Genomic DNA, 17,698 nt, shown 5'->3' with positions numbered 1-17,698 from the left:
AAAAGAAATGAAAATAAAAAATATAGTAATAGCAGGAAGCGCATGTTTCCTAACCCTTTTTAGCTGTACCGATATCAACGAAAATATATACGACAAATACCAACCAGACAGCTTTTATGGAACTCCTGAAGGAGCAGATATTGCTCTTGCCAGCGTTTATGCCGAAATTCCGGGTGACTTTCAACGCAATAATATTCCGGGTGTTGGTTACGCCGGAGCAGATAACGGCTGGTATGATATGAACTGTATGTCATCAGATGAGCAGGTAATTCCGCATAGAAATACCGGCGACTGGCAACAGGATTTTGCCCGCTTACACAAACACGAATGGCTGCCAACAGATTTCATCATTAACAATACCTGGAACTGGCTGTACAAATCTATTTTCAATGCCAATTTAGCCATCGAATTATTAGAAAAATCAAATGCCGAAGCTTCAAAAATTGCCGAAGCAAAAGTATTACGTGCTTTCTTTTATTATTTACTGATTGATGATTTTGGTAACGTTCCTTTTTATACAGATAATAACATTACAGTCGATAAAATTCCGCAATCAAGCCGTAAAGAAGTTTTTGATTTTATTGTAAAAGAAATTACTCAAAACGTCGATTTGCTTTCTGTTACAAAAGGAGGAAATTATTACGGAAGATTCAACAGGTGGGCAGGTTACACACTATTGGCAAAAGTATATTTGAATGCCGAAGTATATACCGGAGAATCAAAATGGAACGAATGTTTAATCGCTTGCAATAAAGTTAGCGAAGGCGGATATAGTCTTCATTCTGGTGCGGAAAACAGCGCTAGTCCTTTAGGAAACAAATACTACGAATTGTTTGGAGATGTACTTCCGGATGATGAAACTATTTTGCCTATTTACGCAACACTTGATGTCGTTTCGCGTAATATTTATGCAACGCGCAGTTTATACGGTCCGCACGGTAAAAATTTATTTGGATATGATGGCTGGAACGGAACTATTGTCCCTAAAGAATTCTTCCTGAAATACGATGCAAATGATATTCGAATAAAACAATTTTTAGTTGGAGAACAGCCAGGCGGATTCAATTACACGCTTGATGTTGCTTCTCTGGACAATCCGGGAGCTGCGCCTCAGGCTGGTGTTCGTAATGTGAAATTTTATCCGGTAGCACCAAGATCCGGTGGTGGAGCTTCAAATGACTTTCCGATTTTTAGATATGCCGATGTAATTTTAATGAAAGCAGAATGTCATGTCCGTTTAGGAAACGCCGGTGCTGCAAAACCTTTTATTGATGAAATCAGACTTCGTGCAGGTTTAAACGAATTAGCTGCAAACCCAACTCTTACAGATGTTTATAACGAAAGAGGATTTGAGCTAAACTGGGAAGGCCACAGAAGACAGGACATGATTCGTTTTGATACATTTTTATTGGCAAACGAGTTCAGACCGGCATCTCCAGCTTATAGAAAATTATTCCCAATTCCAACATCTGCTTTAGATGCCAATAAAGGATTAAAACAAAACGAGGGTTACTACTAAAAACAAAACGATCATGAAAAAATATATAAATAAATTACTTCTGTTGGGCGGCTTGCTGTTTTTAGGTTCATCCTGCGAAACTGATGGTCAGTTAACAACTTTAAAGGCGGTAAGTTTTCCTTCTTCATTCGAAGTTTCGTCAAGCGAAATAATACTTACTGAAAGTACTGCAGAAGATCAGGCTTTGCTTGTTTCCTGGCCTGCCGTTACTTTCCCTATTACTGCACCGGTTACTTATGCCATACAATTTGATTTAGTAAATGATATAAGCGGAAGTCAGGCGTGGCAAAAAGCAAAACGAATTGTGGTTGGCGAAGACGTTCTAAGCAAATCATTTCTTGACAGGGATTTAAATAAAATCGCAACAGATTTAGGACTTCCAATAGATGTTCCGGGGCAATTAGCCATTCGTATAGAAGCTACAATGGATCGTAAAATCTATTCAAACACCAGTACAATAACGGTGACGCCTTATGAAAAAAGTGTTGTTTTTGGTGAAATTTATATGCCGGGTGCTTATCAGGGTGATTGGAATGTAGACACGGCATTGGCTTTGCCAGAAATTTCAAAAGGTATTTATCAGGGTTATGTAACCGTTTTACCGGGTTATGGTCCCGTATTTAAATTAAATACAGGTAGAAACTGGGAGCAATTTTACGGCGCAGGAGCGACAAACAGTGACCTGAAAAACATGAGTACGACTGATTTTGCACTTCCGGGAGAAGGTTCTTATCAGGTAAAAGTAAATTTAAATACTTTAAAATGGAGCTCAATTGCCTATTCGTGGGGAGTTGTTGGAGATGGAACACCCGGTGGCTGGGATACCAGTACACCAATGAACTACGATTATCAAACAAAAACATGGAAAGTAACCGTGAATTTAGTACCTGGAAATGTAAAATTCAGGCTAAATAACGATTGGGCAATTAACTACGGTTCTAAAAACAATACAGACTTTGTTGCTTATCTTGATAATTCGGGAGCACACTATATTCCTGATGCTGGCAGCTATGAAATCACATTTCAAATAAACGATGTTGATCCGCTTGGTCTTGGGTATCCTGCAGAAGCAAATTACACCATCACAAAAAAATAACAAAAATTTAGTTTGGTTTGAGTTGTACCTGTCTTTCCATTTTGAAAGGCAGGTTACTTTAAATCATTTCTAAAACTTAAAATTTAGAAAATATGAGATATAATATAAACATCATCTACACACTACTTCTTACGCTTACACTGGCGTTTGTTTCCTGTAGTTCATCAGATGACAATAATACAAATACAGAACCTGCCTATCCGCAATTTGGTTCTTCATTTGAAAAAATGCCAAAAAAGGAAGACGCAATCATTTATCAGGTTAATATTCGTGCTTTTAGCGAAGCCGGAACCTTAAAAGGAGTTCAGGATCGATTGACTCAAATTCAGGAATTGGGTGCAAATGTTATTTATTTAATGCCCATTTTTCCTGTTGGAAAAGAAAGAGCTTCGGGAGAATTAGGTTCGCCTTACGCCGTGAAAGATTATAAAGCCGTAAATCCGGATTTTGGAACTCTGCAAGATCTTCAGACTTTGGTTGAAGAAGCACACAAAAAAAACATGGCTGTAGTTTTAGACTGGGTTGCCAATCATACAGCTTGGGATAATGTCTGGATTACACAACATCCAAATTGGTATCAAAAAAATGATAAAGGAGAAATTATTATTCCACCCGGAACTAATTATAATGACGTTGCACAATTGGATTTCAATAATGTTGAAATGAAAAATGCCATGATCGACGCGATGTCTTATTGGATTTACACAGCAAATGTAGATGGTTTTAGATGCGATTATGCTGATTTCGTACCACAAGGTTTCTGGACAGATGCGATTACAAAATTAAGAAGCATCAAAAAAAATCAAACTATTTTAATGTTGGCCGAAGGTTCTAAAGTAAGCCATTTCGTCTCCGGTTTTGATTATATATTTGGCTTTAATTTCTTTAGCACATTAGAAAAAGTTTTTAAAGAAAATAAATCCGCCACTACCCTGCAGGATTCTAATGCTACAGAATATGCAAGTAACTACAATACAGGAAACAGAGTTGTACGTTACACCACGAATCATGACGTAAACCTTTCTGACGGAACGCCTTTAGAACTTTTTGGAGGTAAGAAAGGATCTATTGCAGCATTTGTTGTGGCTGCTTATTTAAAATCTGTTCCGATGATTTACAACGGTCAGGAAATTGGATATGCAAAAAGACTGAATTATTTCGCACGCACGCCTATCGATTGGTCTGTTGCAGATACAGAAATGCTTGCCGAATATAAAAAGATTATTTCCTTCAGAAATACAAGCAACGCTATTAAAAAAGGAACTTTTACAGGATACAGCAGCGATGCCGTAAGTGCTTTTACAATGGTAAACGATGCCGAAAAAGTGCTTGTACTTTCAAATTTAACCAATAATACAGCAAAATATTTGGTTCCGTCTGCCTTAAAAGGGACCTGGAAAGATGCTTTTACAGGAACAACTGTAACCGTTGGCGCCGAAATAATGCTTGAACCTTTTCAATATTTAGTATTGAAAAACTAATACCAAAGCAACTTAAAAAATTAGATTTGCAAAAAATTAAAATAACATGAATTTTCAATCCCACAAATCATTGCTTCAAATTCGTTTAGGCAAAAAAATCGCGTTGTGTCTTATTGTTTGTGCCCATTCATTTTGGATTCAGGCGCAGGAAATAACTTCGCCAAACAAAAATCTTTCTTTAAAATTTGAATTGAAAGAAGGCGGAGTTCCGTCTTACCAATTATCATATAAACAAAAAGCACTTATAAAACCAAGTTCTTTGGGTTTAGAACTTCAAAATATGCCTTCTTTTATGGATGGTTTTACCATCACAAATACAGCACAATCCTCTGTTGATGAAAATTGGAATCCTGTTTTAGGTGAAGAAAAAACAATACGCAATAACTATAACGAATTGGTTGTGACTTTGGCTCAGGCCAAAAACAATAACAGATATATTCGCATTCGTTTCCGTTTATTCAACGACGGATTAGGTTTTAGATATGAATTTCCGAAGCAAAATGATTTGAGTTATTTTGTAATAAAAGAAGAACGTTCTGAATTTAATCTGGCCGGAAATCATAAAATTTTCTGGATTCCGGGAGATTATGATACGAATGAATATGCTTATACGACTTCGAAAATTTCTGAGATTCCTTCGTTGATGAAAAAAGCTACCATTGAGATTAATTCACAATGGCCTATCAAAGAATTATCTGTTCAAACGCCATCCATGATGAAATCAGACGACGGTTTGTACATCAACATTCACGAAGCGGGATTAATCAATTATCCGGCAATGTATCTTGAAGTTGATGCTGCAAACAACAAGATGAAAAGTCATTTGGCGCCAGATGCTGTTGGTGCAAAAGGTTATATGCAAACAGACGCTCAATCGCCTTGGAGAACCATTGTGGTAAGCGATAAAGCAACTGATATTTTGGCTTCAAAATTAATTTTGAACCTCAACGAACCAACAAGTTACAAAGATGTTTCGTGGATCAAACCGGTAAAATATATCGGAATTTGGTGGGAATATTTCGTTGCCGGAAAAAGTACCTGGGCTTTCGGAAAAGAAAACAACGTAAAATTGACAGATGATTTTTCTAAGCTTACGCCGAATGGAAAACACGGAGCCACAACAGAACGTGCAAAAGAATATATTGATTTTGCTTCAAAAAATGGTTTCGATGCCATCTTAATCGAAGGCTGGAACATTGGCTGGGAAGACTGGATTGGCAACTGGAAAGAAGAAGTTTTTGATTATGTAACCGCTTATCCGGATTTTGATGTAAAAGCGGTTCATGAATACGCGGCTTCAAAAGGAGTAAAAATTATCATGCACCACGAAACTTCAGGATCAGCAACCAATTACGAACGCCGTTTAGATCGTGCTTTTCAATTTATGAATGACAACGGTTACGATGCCGTAAAAACGGGTTATGTAGGGAAAATTATTCCACGTGGCGAACATCATGACGGACAATGGATGGTGAATCATTACATTAACGTAGCCAAACGTGCCGCCGATTATAAAATTATGATTGACAGTCACGAAGCGGTTCGCCCAACGGGTTTGCACCGAACCTTTCCAAACTGGATTGCTCAGGAATCTGCTCGTGGAACGGAGTTTGAATCCATGGGAGGTTTAGCGCCGGATCATACCACAATTTTGCCATTTACCCGTTTAATGGGAGGACCAATGGATTACACTCCGGGAATTTTCCAAACTGATCTTTCGTATTACGGAACCGGAAGTTCGCAACGTGTAAACACAACTTTGGTAAAACAATTGGCATATTATGTTACGATGTACAGTCCGTTGCAAATGGCAGCAGATATCCCTGGGAATTACGAACGTTTTCCGGATGCTTTTCAGTTCATTAAAGATGTTGCTGTCGATTGGGATAACAGTTATATTCTTGAAGCTGAACCGGGAGATTACATTACAATCGCCCGCAAAGCCAAAGGAAAAGATAGCTGGTTTGTTGGAGGAATCACAGATGAAAATGCCAGAACTGCCAACATCACATTTGATTATTTACCTGCCGGAAAAAAATTCATAGCCACTATTTATGCTGATGCCAAAGAAGCAAATTGGGATAAAAACCCACAAAAATATACCGTGACTAAAGTTGTTGTAACCTCAAAAACAATTTTAAAACAGTATTTAGCTCCGGGCGGAGGTGTTGCCATCAGCATCAAAGAAGGAAATGCATCAGAATTAAAGGGATTGAAAAAACTATAATTTAGGAACTAAGGTTCTGAGACACTAAGGTTCTAAGTTTTTTGCCACGAATTTCACGAATAACACGAATTAAGGCTGCAGATTAAAATTTGTTCTAATTCGTGAAATTCGTGGCAATACGCATGTCTTTTTTGAACGAAAATTAAGAATTTTATTACTACTTGAAAACTATTAACCACAAATGTTTGTCAAATTTAAAAACAATGCGAGTGAGAATGAATTTTAGTTAGAAATGCCGACAAGCATTCAAAAAACAAAAATTATGAAAATCAACATTACCACCAGATTTTTTCATTTCACGAAAACACTAATCTGTTTTCTATTATTATTTGCAAGTTCAGTTTTTGCGCAGGATCCGCCTCAATACGGCACACCATTCGCCGGCGTTCCGGATACCCGCGATGTCAACATGTATCAGGTACATATTCGTCCGTTTAGTGCCAACGGAAATTTAGCTGGAGTAACCGCCCGATTAGATAATATAAAAGCGCTTGGCACCAATGTTATTTATTTAATGCCCATTTACCCACACGGAACCGATTCCAGAAGTTCGCCTTCGCCATATTGTATCAAAGATTTTAAAGCCGTTGGATCAGAATATGGTTCACTTGCTGATTTAAGAACTTTGGTCGATGGGGCTCACAGTCGCGGAATGGCCGTTATTTTGGATATTGCCATCAACGGAACATCTTGGGATAATGCGTGGACAACACAGCATCCCGAGTATTATTTGAGAAGCGGAACAACGATTCAGCAATTAGGCAACTTTTCAGATATCGCCGCGCTGGATCTTAATAATTCGGGTACAAGAGCTGCTATAAAAGATGCCATGCGTTATTGGATTCTGGCAGCAAACGTTGACGGTTACCGTTGTGATTATGCCAATAATCCACCGCTTGATTTCTGGTCTGAAGTTATCGGAAACATTCGTGGAATTTCTTCTCATAAATTATTAATGCTAGCCGAAGGAGACAGACAAGCCAATTTTACGGCTGGTTTTGATATGAATTTTGGCGACAGATGGTTTTGGAATGCTTTGAAAGATGTTGCTGCCGGAGGTCCGGTTTCGCAGCGTTTTCAAACCATAAATGATTACGAATATGCAAATGCAACAGGTTCAAAACAAGCAGTTCGCTATACCGGAAATCATGATACTTATACAAATGATAATGGTGTGCAAAGACCTTTTGTAATCTTCAATAATCATAATGGAATCGTGGCTAACTTCTTGGTTTCTGCTTATATGAAAGGCGTTCCGTTTTTAATGAGCGGTCAGGAAATTGACTACGAACCCAAAACCGACTGGCCGTGGCAAGGCTTTAAATTTAACTGGTCGCAAAACCCAACTGCTGCAGCTGATTTTGCTAAAATTTTAAATTTCAGAACTGCAAGCGCAGCCATCAGACGTGGCGATTTAACGATGTATGCCAACGATGATATTAGCATTTTTACCAAAACATTAGGTACAGAAAAAGTAATCGTAATGTCGAATTTGCGAAACGCTTCAAAATCGTATGTTATTCCGGCAGCTTTGGCCGGAACTTATGTAAATCCGTATAACAATAATGCATCGTTAACACTAACTGCAGGCGCAACAAGATCGTTTGCCGCTTACGAATATTTGGTTTTGACCAATACAAATGCACCAGTTGTAGCCGTTACAGGAGTTTCGGTTAGCCCAACAAATGCAACTGTTGGTTTGGGTTCGACGCAACAATTAAATGCAGCAATTGCTCCGGCAAATGCAACAAACCAAAACCTAACCTGGACTTCAAGCAATACCGCAGTTGCAACTGTTAATGCCGCTGGATTAGTTACAGCAATTGCTGCAGGAACAACAACCATTACAGTAAAAACGGTTGACGGAAATAAAACAGCAACTTCGGCAATAACGGTTGCTGCAATTCAGGTCGCTTCTGTAAGTGTTACACCAACAACGGCAACTTTATATGCAGGAAATACACAACAGCTTTCGGCAATAATTTCTCCTGCAAATGCAACGAATAAAAATGTAACATGGAGTTCCGCCAATACTGCAATTGCAACTGTAAATTCATCTGGATTGGTAACAGCGGTTTCTGCAGGAACAGCTACAATTACAGCTACAACGCAGGACGGAAATAAAACGGCAACCGCAACAATTACGGTTAACCCGAATAGTAATTTTACAGTCTATTTCTACAAACCATCAAATTGGGGAACCGCAATTAAAATTTATTATTGGGATGCTTTGCCAACAGGAGTTTTAGCAAATGCAACCTGGCCGGGTGTAAACATGGCCAATGCCGGAAATGGCTGGTACAGTTACACGTTTACAAATGTAACTTCGACTAATTTAATTTTTAACGATGGAACCAGCCAATCTGCTGATTTAAGCAGAAATAAAACAGGTTGGTACATGAACGCCACTTGGTATGATTCGAACCCGGGAACAGGTGTAGCGGTTACAAGCGTGAGTTTGAATCCGGCTTCTGCATCATTATCAGTTGGGGCTACACAACAATTAACACCAACAGTTCTTCCAACAAATGCAACAAATAAAAGCGTTACGTATAGCTCAAATAATACCGCTGTGGCAACTGTAAACAGTTCTGGATTGGTAACGGCTGTCGCAAACGGAAGCGCAGTAATTACCGTAACAACTGTCGACGGAAGTAAAACAAGTACATGTGCCGTAACTGTTTCTACGACTTCAACCGGTGGAACGTATTACACCATCAAAAACAGATGGACAGGCGCTTATTTATCTGATGCCGGTAGCAATGTGGGTTATGGAACTGCCGTTTCTGGTAACAGTTACAAATGGCAAAAAATTGCTATCGACGCCACTTATTTTGTCTTGAAAAATGTAGCAACAGGTGAATTAATCAATATCGAAGGTCAAACCGGAAATGTTCAATGTAATATAACCGATACTACTTTTTGGAGCGCACAATGGTCAAGCGATTATATTGACGGAACATGGACCAGACTTAGAAACAGATGGCAATCCGGAAATATTATTCATGTAGAAAACCAAACCGGATCTGCACAATATGGTAACTCTCAAGATGGCTGGTTTAGTGCACAATGGCAATTGGAATCAACTACAGTTGGAACAGGAAAATCTGCTTTAAAAGTTGATGAAGTTTCTGAAACTGAAAAAACGATTGCTATTTATCCAAACCCATCAACAGCTAATCAGTTTCAAATTTTATTACCTGAATTAGAAAATGGAGATTCGGCTTCAATTACAGTTTCTGACATGAATGGAAGGATTGTTTTAACAGAAGTTCTTTCGGCTTCTGGGCAAATTAATCACCATTTGGCTTCTGGGATATATATTGTAAATATAAATTCTAAAGGTTTAAATGTGAATAAAAAACTGATTGTTAAGTAATTTAAATTTAGTTATAAAGTAAATGGCGTATGAAAAATTTCATACGCCATTTTGTTTTAAAAGTTATTTTTTCAAAATACTTTAATCTTTTTGCTTAATTAACCATAACCTTAAAAGAAATAGTATCCTTAATAACTGTTTTTTCTTTATCGTTAAATTCATATTTAACGATAGCTCTTATTGTATTGATTCCTTTTTTTGTCAGAACTTCTTTAACATCACTTTCCACTGGCGGTATTTTTCTAAGTATTCTTTTGACTTTAGAATTATCAACATCAATATTTTCTATTTTAAAACTGCGCTTGGTATTTGGTATATTAGCTAGCAAATATTTATATTTTAAAGTATCTCCAACTTTAAGATATTGGTTGATCTTTATTTTAAATCCTTCTTGATGTGCTATTTTATATTGGTATACTTCCATTAACACAAGACCTTCATAGCTATTTATATCACCTGATTCATCATATTTTATAATGAATGCTGTGTTTCCAAGATCATCGCTTAATGCGTATTTTTTAATTTTTCCACTCTCATAATAATACTTTGTTTCTTGAGATAATCTTTTCTCATTTTTGTAATCAATGCTTTCAATATTACCATTATTAAAATAAAAAATTAAGGGCCCAATTGCCCTTCCGTTTTTATAAACACCTGATTTAATTTTTATCCCGTCATATTTACGGACAATATAATTTCCATCCAGAATAGTATCCCCATTTTTAATAATATATTCAGAAAATACTATTTGTTTGTCTTTTGGGAAATAAGTTTTTAGTATATTAACTTTTTTCTCATTTTCACAAGAAGAAAAAACAAACCCTAAAAAGAATATGAATATAAGATATCTGTAAAATTTATTTTTTAATTCCTTAATCATTTTTTTTCAACTTTAACAATTTTTCCATTAACTAATTTTTCTGTCTTTTGAAGTGTGTTATTGCTTCCTCCATAATGAAGAATTTCTACAGTATCATTTACTTTTGTGGTTTCATCTTTTTGTTTTTTAATTCCTCCAACAATTGTCTTTACACCAGTTGCCCCAAAATCAACAGCATTTATTCCATCATCTACTTTATTCTCATATGTTGGTTTTCCTTCATTTGTTCCTTTTCCTTTTGATTTACTGCCTTTTACTTCAAACCCCAATATAATAATAAGAGCTTCAAAAGCACCTCCAAAATCAATCCATGTTACATCTCTGGATCCTCTGCGCAATGAGCTTGGGTCTTGATTATTTCCTCCATCAGAAAATGCAATTCCTGCACCAAACCGCTGTGATTTTTTACTGAAATTATGAATAACGTCTCCGTTATAGGTTATTTGTTTGGTGTCTCCATCTAATAATAATCTGTTGCCATTGGCAAAAGTTTTCCCCCACGTATGCCCTAAATTAGAGTAGTTGTCAATTTTAGCATGTCCATCGAGCCAAATTATTTCCCCTGTCTTTTTATTTCGATACCAATCAAATGGAGTTCTTCCGTAAAAATCTACCAATCTCAATAAATCGTTGTTATAGGACGTATATGAGGAATACTGACCAAGACCTTCATCTTTTTTAAAACCATCAAAGTTTCTAAACATGGCAAATAATCTTATTGTAAGTTATTACTTATTTTTTAGTAATAATACATAGAAATTATTTGGTTTGCAATACCAACTTAAGGTGATTAACATACTTTCGAAAATAGTATTAAACGAAAGTACAAAAATTAGATTCCATTTTTCGTTTCTAAATCCAAAACCATTAACCGATAATAAAGTAAGCCCGAATGAAAATTTCATTCGGGCTTTTATTTTTGTTTGCCACTAATTTCACTAATTAGCACTTATATTTTTATGTGTAAAACTAAATTTAATTCATGGGGTTGTGAAATTTGTGACAATCTTTTTCTAAAACGAATAATTCAAAGCAACTGCAAAATCATCTTTTGATGTTAATGTATTCCTATTAATAGCAGGTTTAAAAGCTAAATTCTCGCTTACATTAAATTGAGATAAGGCAGCATCAATATTAGCGTCGATTATATTTAAAATATAAAATCCAACAACAAACAAAGCCGATAAATCTCTGTTTCTCTGAAATTGTTTTTGAGCAGTTATTAATTGACTTTCACTTAATCTGGACAAATATTCAGAATCACTTGTGTTTCCTGCAAGTCTGTTTTTATATTCGTCTCTGTAAATATTATAGTTTTTCTGACTGTCAAAATAAAAATAAGCACTTGTTCCAATTGCTCCGTAAACTAAAGGAAGTTTCCAGTACTTTTTATTGTATATCTGCCCTAAACCCGGAAAAATAGCCGAATAAAATGCAGCTTTTGCCGGACGAAGCGGATCTATAGTTTCAGATTTTAAAGTATCGACAGCTATAATTTGAGGGTTTTCCTGTGCGGAAATTGAAGTTAATCCAAAAAATAAAAACAAAAGAATAAAGTGGTATTGCATATAAAGTTGGTTTGGAAATTTGATCCAAAGAAACCTTATTACTTCTAAGTTTTTTCTTAAGTAAAAGATAAATAAAACTTAATTTTGAAGTTTGCCACGAATTTCACTAATTAGCACGAATAAAATTCAATCTTGGTGTATAAAAATTAGCGAAAATTAGTGAAATTCGTGGCAAACTTTTTTCTTTTATTCTTCAAAAAGCTCCATCAATTCCAAAGCTCGTTTTATCGATTTAACATTTTCGAAAGTCAACAACAAACGTAGTCCGTTTACGGTTTGTTTTTCTTTCATTTTGCAGAGAGAACTATGCTTTTGAATAAATTGCAAAACGTTTCTGAACTTAGAGGATTGATAGTAATCTGATTGCTGATCTGAAACAAAATAACCGATCATTTTGCCTTGTTTTAGAACCAGTTTTTCAATTCCCACTTTCGTAGCAATCCATTTTATACGGATGCTATTTAGTAATGCTGTTGCTTGTTTTGGCAATGGTCCGAAACGGTCGATTAGTTTTCTTTCGAATTCCTGTAATCCGGCTTCGTCTTTTATGGCGCCCAATTCGTTGTATAAAACTAAACGCTCTGAAACGTTATTGATATATTCATCTGGGAATAAAAGTTCGAAATCGGCATCGATTTGAATATCTTTTACATATTCTTTGGTGTCGATATTATTTTCTTCCGGATACAAATCTTTGAATTCGTTTTCTTTTAATTCTTCGATGGCTTCGTTCATGATTTTTTGGTACGTATCAAAACCAATTTCGTTGATGAAACCGCTTTGTTCGCCTCCTAATAAATCTCCTGCACCACGAATTTCAAGATCTTTCATCGCGATATTGAAACCACTTCCGAGTTCGCTGAATTGTTCCAAAGCCTGGATACGTTTTCTGGCATCTTCGGTCATAGACGAGTAAGGGGGACAGATGAAATAACAGAATGCTTTTTTGTTACTTCGACCAACACGCCCGCGCATTTGATGCAAATCTGACAATCCGAAATTATTGGCATTGTTGATGAAAATCGTGTTCGCATTTGGTACATCCAGACCACTTTCGATGATTGTGGTTGCGACCAAAACATCAAAATCTCCGTTCATGAAAGCTAGCATCAATTCCTCCAGTTTGGCACCGTCCATTTGTCCGTGACCAATTCCGACTCTGGCATTTGGAACCAAACGCTGAATCATTCCCGCTACTTCTTTTATATTTTCGATTCGGTTATTGATGAAGAAAACTTGTCCGTTTCGCTGAATTTCATACGAAATGGCGTCACGAATAATCTCTTCATTAAAACCAACCACATTCGTTTCAATAGGATAACGATTTGGCGGAGGCGTTGTAATTACAGATAAATCACGCGCCGCCATTAATGAAAACTGAAGCGTTCTCGGAATTGGTGTTGCTGTTAATGTCAGCGTATCGACATTTGCAGCAATCGTTTTTAATTTATCTTTTACGTTTACGCCAAACTTTTGTTCCTCATCGACAATCAATAAACCAAGGTCTTTAAAAACCACATTTTTGTTAACTAATTGATGCGTTCCGATGACGATATCTAGTTTTCCTTCGGCTAAATCTTTTAAGGTTTGTGTTTTTTGTTTTGCTGTTCTAAATCGGTTTAAGTAACCAACAGAAACCGGCATATCTTTTAATCTCTCGGTGAAAGTTCTGTAATGTTGGTACGCCAAAATGGTTGTCGGTACCAAAACGGCAACTTGTTTACTATTGTCAACGGCTTTAAAAGCAGCACGAATCGCGACCTCCGTTTTCCCGAAACCAACATCACCACAAACCAAACGATCCATTGGACGATCGCTTTCCATGTCGGCTTTTACTTCTTGTGTCGATTTGGTTTGATCCGGCGTATCTTCATAAATAAACGAACTTTCTAATTCATTTTGCAAATAACTGTCCGGCGCAAACTGAAACCCTTTTTCTAAACGGCGTTTCGCATACAATTGAATCAGGTTGAATGCAATATGTTTGACACGTGCCTTGGTTTTTTGTTTTAAAATTTTCCAGGCGTTCGATCCTAATTTATAGATTTTTGGAGGCGTTCCGTCTTTTCCGTTGTATTTTGAAATTTTATGAAGCGAGTGAATGCTCACATACACAATATCATTATCGGCATAAACCAATTTTATGGCTTCCTGCGTTTTGCCTTCCACCTGAATTTTCTGTAGTCCGCCAAACTTTCCAATTCCGTGATCGATGTGCGTAACATAATCGCCAACCGAAAGTGCAGTTAATTCCTTTAGCGTAATATTTTGCTTTTTAGAATAGCCGTTTTTAATGTTGAATTTATGATAACGCTCAAAAATCTGGTGATCCGTATAAGCTGTTATTTGATTTTCTTCATCAATAAAACCCTGGTAAAGAGGCAATACAATAGTATTATACTGTTTTCTGATGTTTTCAGAATTTGCTTCATCAAGCGATTCAAAAATATCATGAAAACGTTTTGCCTGCGTTTCATTCGAACAGAACAAATAATTTTTATATCCGTTAAAATGATTTTCGCTCAAATTATTCAGCAATAAATCAAATTGTTTATTGAAAGATGGCTGAGGCTGAAAATGAAATTCGAATTTCTTAGTCGTTTTAAAAATGGGTTTTGAAGCCAATTCTACAATTGAAAAATCCAAAGCGCGTTTTATAAATGAACTTTGGTTTAAGAATAATTGCTCTGGTTCGGCATGTTTTATTTCTCCGGAAAGTTTTCCAAAAGCTTCTTCTGCCCTTGCAAATTGTTTGTCTAACTGACTAAAAAGTCCGTCGGTATTTTGAATAAAAATAACCGTTTTCTCGGCAATATAATCTAAGAAACTTTCGCGGTTTTCCTGAAATATTTTGTTTTCAACATTCGGGATAATCGTAATTTTTTTGTGCGTTTCTACAGATAATTGTGTTTCTACATCAAAACTTCTGATACTGTCTACTTCATTACCAAAAAACTCGATTCGATATGGATGGTCGTTTGAAAATGAGAATACATCGACAATTCCTCCACGAACCGAAAATTCTCCCGGTTCTGTAATAAAATCGACTCTTTTAAACTCGTATTCGAACAAAACTTCATTAATAAAATCAATTGAAATTTTGTCATTTAAAGAAACCTTTAAAGTATTTTTATCCAATTGCTGACGCGTCACCACTTTCTCAAAAAGCGCTTCGGGATAGGTAACAATTATGGCTGGCTTTTTTCTTGAATTTATTCTGTTTAAAACTTCAGCACGAAGCAAAACATTGGCATTATCGGTTTCATCAACCTGATATGGACGACGAAATGAAGCGGGATAAAATAATACATCCTGCTCGCCAATCATTTGTTCTAAATCATTCAAATAATAAGCGGCTTCTTCTTTATTGTCTAAAACAACTAAAAAAGGCAATTCGGTTTTTTTGAAAACTCCGCGAATTATAAACGAAACAGCCGATCCTAACAATCCGCTAAGATGCATTTTTACCTGATTCTGTTCCAGTAATTGTGTGGCAATCTGCTGTGTTTTAGGCAGATTGTCATACGTTGTATATAAGGCGTTTTTACTCAACTTTTGGTGAATTTTGATCTATATTTCGTGGCGGCGGCATTATTGGTGCTGCTGTTGTGTTCGGAATGGCACGTGTTGTATCTAACATTCTCAGGAAATCTTCTTCTCCTTGTTCTTTCGGAATCTTACTTTTCTCTACAATTTTGTCAAATTGTCTTTCTAAAGAAACCATTTCCTTATTTATTTCTCCAATTAAAAAAGTAACCTTTTCATCCGGAATTTGATTTAAATGAATAAATAAATCCATCATTTTAACTTTGGTAATTAAAATTGAAATTCGGGCTTTTATTTGGGGCTGATTAAATTGCGCCGGAATATTGGTGTTTAAAGCCATTGCTTTTTTTGAAATTGCTGCTGATTTTTTTTGAAATGCACCAATTGTCTTTCTAGGTTTCTCTCCAATTTCTTTTAAAAAATCACGCCATTCAGTCCATTCTCTTTCATTTTTTTCGGAAACTTCATTGATCGGTTCATCAATAAAAATCCAGGCTTTATTAATATTATCGAAGATTTTTTCTTTCTTTTTTGCTTCTTTTTTGTTCTCAGCAAGACGTTTTTCGTTTTCATCCTGACAAGAATTCAACACAAAAATTAAAAGTAGAAAAAGAGATATTTTATATTTCATTTGGCAAAACATTAAGCTACAAAGTTACAAAGTAAATTTACAATTACGAATTCTGATTTTTGCTATGTGATGCAGAGATTAACGTATTTTTAAGGAGCATAAAAGATTTTAAAAAGTTTGCCACTAATTTCACTAATCTCCACGAATTATTTTAAGTTTTAAACGCAACGATTTGTGATAATTCGTGCAATTCGTGGCAAAAAAACTTGTTTAATCTGTGGCTAAACTTTTTCAGCGCTTCAATTATAAAATTTTAATCAGCAACGAATAATCCAAAAAACAAACTTCATTGTTATTAATTTTATAATTTAGTGGTGTAAAAAATAAAATTATTTGCGAAAACGTTATATTTGCAAGACTAAATCTTCTTAAATGAATCCAAAAATATTGATCATTGGCGCTTGCGGTCAGATTGGGACAGAGTTGACTCAAAAACTGCGTAAGTTATACGGAACAGAAAATGTAATTGCTTCTGATATTCGAAAATTAAATACTGATGTTGTAAATTCAGGGCCTTTTGAAGTGGTCAATGCATTAGATTTTAATCAAATTGAGCATCTTGTTGAAATTCATCAAATTACTGATATTTATTTGATGGCAGCGCTTTTATCGGCTACAGCTGAAAAAAACCCTGCTTTTGCATGGGATTTGAATATGAATTCTCTTTTTCATGTTTTGAATCTGGCGAAAGCAAAAAAAATAAAAAAGATTTTCTGGCCATCGAGTATTGCTGTTTTTGGACCAACAACTCCTAAAGAAAACACACCTCAATATACCATAATGGAACCTTCAACGGTTTACGGAATTAGTAAACAAGCGGGCGAAAGATGGTGTGAATATTACCATAATATTTATGGTGTTGACGTTCGCAGCATTCGTTATCCTGGTTTAATTAGCTGGTCTACTCCTCCGGGCGGCGGAACTACAGATTATGCGGTTGATATTTTTTATAAGGCTATTGCCGATAAAAAATACGAATGCTTTTTATCTTCAGAAACCAAAATGCCAATGATGTATATGGATGATGCAATTGAAGCGACTATCAATATCATGAAAGCTCCTGCTGAAGATATCAAAATACATTCGTCATATAATTTGGCTGCAATGAGTTTTACTCCGACTGAAATTGCTGCTGAAATTAAAAAACATATTCCTGAATTTGAGATTACTTACAAACCTGATTTCCGTCAGAAAATTGCGGACAGCTGGCCGGCAAGTATTGATGATCGTTCTGCAAGAGAAGACTGGAACTGGAAACATACCTTTGATCTTGAATCGATGACAAAAGATATGCTTGACCATTTGAGTTAAGCTCCATTATTCATCAACCCTTTAAAGCGCGATAATCTAAAAGTAATTCTTTAGATTATC

The 17,698-nt window shown here is 35.9% G+C and carries 12 protein-coding genes; 6 read left to right on the top strand and 6 right to left on the bottom strand.

Annotated elements, in window-relative coordinates; translation table 11 throughout:
• The first annotated feature begins 7 nt into the window (after positions 1-7).
• The 5 genes from SD960_RS06360 to SD960_RS06340 all read left to right on the top strand — a co-directional run bounded on the left by SD960_RS06360 (position 8) and on the right by SD960_RS06340 (position 9,702).
• Positions 8-1,519 (top strand): RagB/SusD family nutrient uptake outer membrane protein, encoded by a 1,512-nt coding sequence (locus SD960_RS06360; protein ID WP_318801632.1) that lies wholly within the window; start codon positions 8-10, stop codon positions 1,517-1,519.
• 13 nt (positions 1,520-1,532) lie between these two features.
• Positions 1,533-2,615 (top strand): SusE domain-containing protein, encoded by a 1,083-nt coding sequence (locus SD960_RS06355; RefSeq protein WP_318801631.1) that lies wholly within the window; start codon positions 1,533-1,535, stop codon positions 2,613-2,615.
• Between the two features lie 92 nt (positions 2,616-2,707).
• Entirely contained in the window at positions 2,708-4,096 is a 1,389-nt protein-coding gene (locus SD960_RS06350; RefSeq protein ID WP_318801630.1) for an alpha-amylase family glycosyl hydrolase, read from the top strand.
• A gap of 46 nt (positions 4,097-4,142) precedes the next feature.
• Complete coding sequence (locus tag SD960_RS06345) at positions 4,143-6,323, top strand: glycoside hydrolase family 97 protein (protein ID WP_318801629.1); 2,181 nt, start codon at positions 4,143-4,145, stop codon at positions 6,321-6,323.
• Between the two features lie 262 nt (positions 6,324-6,585).
• Entirely contained in the window at positions 6,586-9,702 is a 3,117-nt protein-coding gene (locus tag SD960_RS06340) for an Ig-like domain-containing protein (protein WP_318801627.1), read from the top strand.
• Positions 9,703-9,796: 94 nt separating this feature from the next.
• On the opposite strand, the gene SD960_RS06335 is transcribed toward SD960_RS06340, so the two are convergent.
• The 6 genes from SD960_RS06335 to SD960_RS06310 all read right to left on the bottom strand — a co-directional run bounded on the left by SD960_RS06335 (position 9,797) and on the right by SD960_RS06310 (position 16,327).
• On the bottom strand, positions 9,797-10,582 hold the full coding sequence (locus SD960_RS06335) for a hypothetical protein (protein ID WP_318801626.1): 786 nt from the start codon (positions 10,580-10,582) through the stop codon (positions 9,797-9,799).
• A complete protein-coding gene (locus tag SD960_RS06330; RefSeq protein ID WP_318801625.1) occupies positions 10,579-11,286 on the bottom strand; it encodes a hypothetical protein in 708 nt (235 codons plus the stop codon). The genes SD960_RS06335 and SD960_RS06330 overlap by 4 nt, the downstream gene beginning before the upstream one ends.
• Before the next feature lie 24 nt (positions 11,287-11,310).
• On the bottom strand, positions 11,311-11,487 hold the full coding sequence (locus SD960_RS06325) for a hypothetical protein (protein WP_318801624.1): 177 nt from the start codon (positions 11,485-11,487) through the stop codon (positions 11,311-11,313).
• A gap of 108 nt (positions 11,488-11,595) precedes the next feature.
• The gene (locus SD960_RS06320) at positions 11,596-12,150 is read right to left on the bottom strand and encodes a DUF5683 domain-containing protein (protein ID WP_318801623.1); all 555 of its coding nucleotides are present in this window, start codon (positions 12,148-12,150) and stop codon (positions 11,596-11,598) included.
• 186 nt (positions 12,151-12,336) lie between these two features.
• On the bottom strand, positions 12,337-15,702 hold the full coding sequence (gene mfd / locus SD960_RS06315; protein WP_318801622.1) for a transcription-repair coupling factor: 3,366 nt from the start codon (positions 15,700-15,702) through the stop codon (positions 12,337-12,339).
• Complete coding sequence (locus tag SD960_RS06310) at positions 15,695-16,327, bottom strand: hypothetical protein (protein ID WP_318801621.1); 633 nt, start codon at positions 16,325-16,327, stop codon at positions 15,695-15,697. Before SD960_RS06310 ends, mfd begins: the two co-directional genes overlap by 8 nt.
• A gap of 372 nt (positions 16,328-16,699) precedes the next feature.
• Between SD960_RS06310 and SD960_RS06305 the strand changes: the two genes are divergently transcribed.
• Positions 16,700-17,638, top strand: coding sequence for an L-threonine 3-dehydrogenase (locus tag SD960_RS06305; protein ID WP_318801620.1), 939 nt, complete (start codon positions 16,700-16,702; stop codon positions 17,636-17,638).
• Positions 17,639-17,698: the final 60 nt, after the last annotated feature.

The sequence above is a fragment of the Flavobacterium sp. MMLR14_040 genome (assembly GCF_033657265.1).
In the GTDB taxonomy this organism is placed as follows: Bacteria; Bacteroidota; Bacteroidia; order Flavobacteriales; family Flavobacteriaceae; genus Flavobacterium.
The sequence above is the reverse complement of the archived record's forward strand: the minus strand, read 5'-3'. Positions and strand labels throughout refer to the sequence as shown.